Below are 4245 nucleotides of genomic sequence, written 5' to 3' on the forward strand. Positions count from 1 at the left end.
GTGGGGGGGGGCCCCCGGGCCGGCCCGCGGCGCCGCCGGGCGGAGCCCCCGGGCCCCGCCGGCGCCCCCTCCCACCGCCACCGGGCTCGCCGCCGTCCTCGCCGCCCGCGCCATGAACCCGGTCACCGACCGCAGCTCGCAGGACAACTGAAGAACCAGCCGCATCTCTCGGAGGAAAACACCATGACCACGCAGTACCCACGGATCGTGCACGTCGACGAGGCACCGGAGAACCGTCGGCGCGGCGGCGACCTGCGCGCCATGCTCACCCCGACCACCTGCGGGGCGACCAGCGGGTTCATGGGGCTGGCGATCGTCCAGCCCGGCGAGCGGATCGGCGAGCACTACCACCCGTACTCCGAGGAGTTCGTGTTCGTGGTCAGCGGCGACCTGGAGGTGGACCTGGACGGCGAGAGCCGTCCGATCAAGCCCAACCAGGGCCTGATGATCCCGATCAACATGCGCCACCGCTTCCGCAACGTCGGCGACACCGAGGCCCGGATGGTGTTCCACCTCGGCCCGCTCGCCCCCCGCCCCGAGCTCGGCCACGTGGACACCGAGGAGACCGGCGCCGCCGGGCCGCCGGAACACGCCAAGGTGGCCTCGTGACCCGGCGCGTCGCCGTCACCGGGATCGGCGTCGTCGCGCCCGGCGGGGTCGGGGTCCGGGCGTTCTGGGAGCTCCTCACCGCCGGCCGCACCGCCACCCGGGGCATCACGCTCTTCGACCCCACCGGGTTCCGCTCCCGGATCGCCGCCGAGGTCGACTTCGACCCGGCGGCCCACGGGCTGAGCCCGGCGGACGTCCAGCGGGCCGACCGCTACGTGCAGTTCGCGATGGTCGCGGCGGACGAGGCGATCGCCGACGCGGGCCTGGACCTGGCCGCCGAGGACCCGTGGCGGATCGCCGTCTCGCTCGGCACCGCCGTCGGCGGCACCACCCGACTGGAGCACGACTACGCCCTGGTCAGCGCCGGCGGCGCCCGCTGGGACGTCGACCACCAGCGGGCCGAACCGCAGCTGCACCGGGCCTTCGCGCCCAGCACGCTGGCCTCCACGGTCGCCGAGCGCACCGGCGCGCACGGCCCGGTGCAGACCGTCTCCACCGGCTGCACCTCCGGCCTCGACGCGATCGGCTACGGCTTCCAGGCCGTCGAGGAGGGGCGCGCCGACATCTGCATCGCCGGCGCCTCCGACTCGCCGATCTCGCCGATCACCGTCGCCTGCTTCGACGCCATCAAGGCCACCAGCGAGCGCAACGACGACCCGGAGCACGCCTCCCGGCCCTTCGACGCCCACCGGGACGGCTTCGTCCTCGGCGAGGGCGGCGCCGTCCTGGTGCTGGAGGAACTGGAGCACGCCCGCCGCCGCGGCGCCCGGATCTACGGCGAGCTCGGCGGCTTCGCCACCTTCGGCAACGCCTACCACATGACCGGCCTCACCCAGGAGGGGCTGGAGATGTCCCGGGCGATCGACGACGCGCTCGCCCACGCCCGGGTGGACCGCACCGACGTCGGCTACGTCAACGCGCACGGTTCGGGCACCAAGCAGAACGACCGGCACGAGACCGCCGCCGTCAAGCGCTCGCTCGGCGCCCACGCCTACCGGACGCCGATGAGCTCCATCAAGTCGATGGTCGGGCACTCGCTCGGCGCGATCGGCGCCATCGAGGTGGTCGCCTGCACCCTGGCGCTGGCCCACGGCGTGGTGCCGCCGACCGCCAACTACGAGACTCCCGACCCGGAGTGCGACCTCGACTACGTGCCGCGCACCGCGCGCGAGCTGCCGCTGAGCCACATCCTCTCGGTCGGCAGCGGATTCGGCGGATTCCAGTCCGCCGTCGTGCTCAACAGAACGGGGTGAGTGTCATGACGTCACGTCAGCAGGGCCGCCGGGCGGTGGTCACGGGCCTCGGCGTGGTGGCGCCGAACGGCGTTGGGGCCGACGCCTTCTGGAAGGCCACCAGGCAGGGCGTGAGCGTCCTCGACCGGATCACCCGCGAGGGCTGCGACGGGCTGCCGCTGCGCGTCGCCGGCCAGGTGCGGGACTTCGACCCGCGGGCCGCGATCGACAGCCGGTACCTGGTGCAGACCGACCGGTTCACGCACTACGCGATGGCCGCCGCCGACCTGGCGGTGGCGGACGCCGGGTTCCACCCCGACCCCGAACATCCCTTCGCGGTCGGGGTGGTGACCGCGGCCGGCTCCGGCGGCGGCGAGTTCGGCCAGCGCGAGCTCCAGCAGCTCTGGGGCCAGGGGCCGCAGTTCGTCGGCCCGTACCAGTCCATCGCCTGGTTCTACGCGGCCAGCACCGGCCAGATCTCGATCCGCGGCGGCTACAAGGGCCCGTGCGGGGTGGTCGCCAGCGACGAGGCCGGCGGCCTGGACGCGCTCGCGCACGCGGCCCGCACGATCGAGCGCGGCACCGACGCGGTGGTGGCCGGCGCCGCCGAGGCACCGCTGGCGCCGTACTCGATGGTCTGCCAGCTCGGCTACCCGGAGGTCAGCCTCGCCGGGCAGCCCGACCGGGCCTATCTGCCGTTCACCGCGCAGGCCTGCGGCTTCGCCCCCGCCGAGGGCGGCGCGATGCTGCTGCTGGAGGACGAGCAGGCGGCCCGGCGGCGCGGTGCCGCCGTCCGGGCCCACCTGGCCGGACACGGCTCCACCTTCACCGGGGCCTCCCGCTGGGAGGAGTCCCGCGAGGGGCTGGCCGCCGCGATCCGCATCGCCCTGGACGAGGCCAGGATCGCGCCCGAGGAGATCGACGTGGTCTTCGCGGACGCGCTCGGCGTCCCGGCCGCCGACCGGGCCGAGGCGCTCGCACTGGCCGACGCGCTCGGCCCGGCGGCCGAACGCGTCCCGGTCACCGCCCCCAAGTCCGGTACCGGACGGGCCTACTGCGGCGCGCCGCTGCTGGACGTGGCGGCCGCCGTCCTGGCCATGGAGGACGGCGTGCTGCCGCCCACCCCGAACGTCACCGAGGTCAGCCACGACCTCGCCCTGGTGACCGGCCGCGCCCGTCCGGCCGAACTGCGCACCGCACTGGTGCTCAGCCGCGGGCTGATGGGTTCCAACTCCGCGCTGGTGCTCCGGTGCGGAGACCGGCCCTGAGACCGCACCCGCAATTCCACCGAAGGGACACCCCGTGAGCAACACCCTCAGCTATCCCGAGCTGGCCGCCCTGATCCAGGCCCGGGCCGGCGTCACCGTCGACCCGCTCCACCTGGAGCGCCCGGGCGCGCAGTTCGACGAGTTCGGCGTCGACTCGCTCGGCCTGCTCGGCGTCGTCGGCGAACTGGAGAACCGGCACGGCCTCAAGGTCACCTCGGGCGCCGAGTCCGCCAAGACCCCGGCCGAGTTCCTGGAGCTCGTCAACACCTCCCTCCTCTCCCCGAAAGCTGGTGCCTGAGATGCCCGGACACACCGACAACGAGATCGTCATCGCCGCCCCCCTCGACCTGGTCTGGGAGATCACCAACGACCTGGAGAACTGGCCGGACCTCTTCAGCGAGTACGCCTCGGTGGAGGTGCTGGAGCGCGACGGCGACAGCGTCCGCTTCCGGCTCACCATGCACCCGGACGAGAACGGCCAGGTGTGGAGCTGGGTCTCCGAGCGCACCACCGACAAGTCCTCGCTCGCGGTGCGCGCCCGCCGGGTCGAGCCCGGCCCGTTCGAGTTCATGGACATCCGCTGGGAGTACGCGGAGGTCCCGGCCGGGACGAGGATGCGCTGGATCCAGGACTTCGCGATGAAGCCCACCGCCCCGGTCGACGACCACGGCATGGTCAACCACATCAACCGCAACTCCCGGATCCAGCTGGAGCTGATCCGCGAGAAGGTCGAGAAGCGGGCGGCGGAGCGGTGACCGGGATGCACCGCGCCCTGATCGTCGCCCGGATGAAGCCCGAGGCCGCACCGGACATCGCCGAGGTGTTCGCCACGTCCGACCAGGGCGAACTGCCGCACCTGATCGGCGTCACCGGCCGCAGCCTGTTCCAGTTCGGCGACGTCTACCTGCACCTCATCGAGGCCGACCGCCCGCCGGGCCCGGCCGTCGCCAAGGTCATCGGCCACCCGGAGTTCCGGTCCGTCAGTGACCAGCTGACCGCCTTCGTCCAGGCCTACGACCCGGCCACCTGGCGCGAGCCGAAGGACGCCATGGCGCACGAGTTCTACCGCTGGGATCGCTGACCCCGTCCCACCCGTCCCGCTCGTCCTGGGCCCGCCCCCGGCCATCCGCCGGGGG

At 73.7% G+C, this 4245-nt stretch carries 6 protein-coding genes; all 6 read left to right on the forward strand.

Annotated features, from left to right (window positions below; genetic code table 11):
* Positions 1–183: 183 nt before the first annotated feature.
* The 6 genes from ACFV6I_RS35695 to ACFV6I_RS35720 are packed head-to-tail and all read left to right on the forward strand — an operon-like array spanning position 184 to position 4190.
* Positions 184–609, forward strand: coding sequence for a cupin domain-containing protein (locus ACFV6I_RS35695; protein ID WP_063350296.1), 426 nt, complete (start codon positions 184–186; stop codon positions 607–609).
* Positions 606–1862, forward strand: coding sequence for a beta-ketoacyl synthase (locus tag ACFV6I_RS35700; RefSeq protein WP_063350295.1), 1257 nt, complete (start codon positions 606–608; stop codon positions 1860–1862). Before ACFV6I_RS35695 ends, ACFV6I_RS35700 begins: the two co-directional genes overlap by 4 nt.
* A 5-nt stretch (positions 1863–1867) precedes the next feature.
* Positions 1868–3109 (forward strand): beta-ketoacyl synthase N-terminal-like domain-containing protein, encoded by a 1242-nt coding sequence (locus ACFV6I_RS35705; RefSeq protein ID WP_063350294.1) that lies wholly within the window; start codon positions 1868–1870, stop codon positions 3107–3109.
* 34 nt (positions 3110–3143) lie between these two features.
* Entirely contained in the window at positions 3144–3407 is a 264-nt protein-coding gene (locus ACFV6I_RS35710; protein ID WP_063350293.1) for an acyl carrier protein, read from the forward strand.
* 1 nt (position 3408) lies between these two features.
* Positions 3409–3864, forward strand: coding sequence for an SRPBCC family protein (locus ACFV6I_RS35715; RefSeq protein ID WP_063350292.1), 456 nt, complete (start codon positions 3409–3411; stop codon positions 3862–3864).
* Positions 3865–3869: 5 nt separating this feature from the next.
* The gene (locus ACFV6I_RS35720) at positions 3870–4190 is read left to right on the forward strand and encodes a TcmI family type II polyketide cyclase (protein WP_063351612.1); all 321 of its coding nucleotides are present in this window, start codon (positions 3870–3872) and stop codon (positions 4188–4190) included.
* The last annotated feature ends 55 nt before the right edge of the window (positions 4191–4245 follow it).

The organism is Kitasatospora sp. NPDC059803 (assembly GCF_042732255.1).
Classification (GTDB): domain Bacteria; phylum Actinomycetota; class Actinomycetes; order Streptomycetales; family Streptomycetaceae; genus Kitasatospora.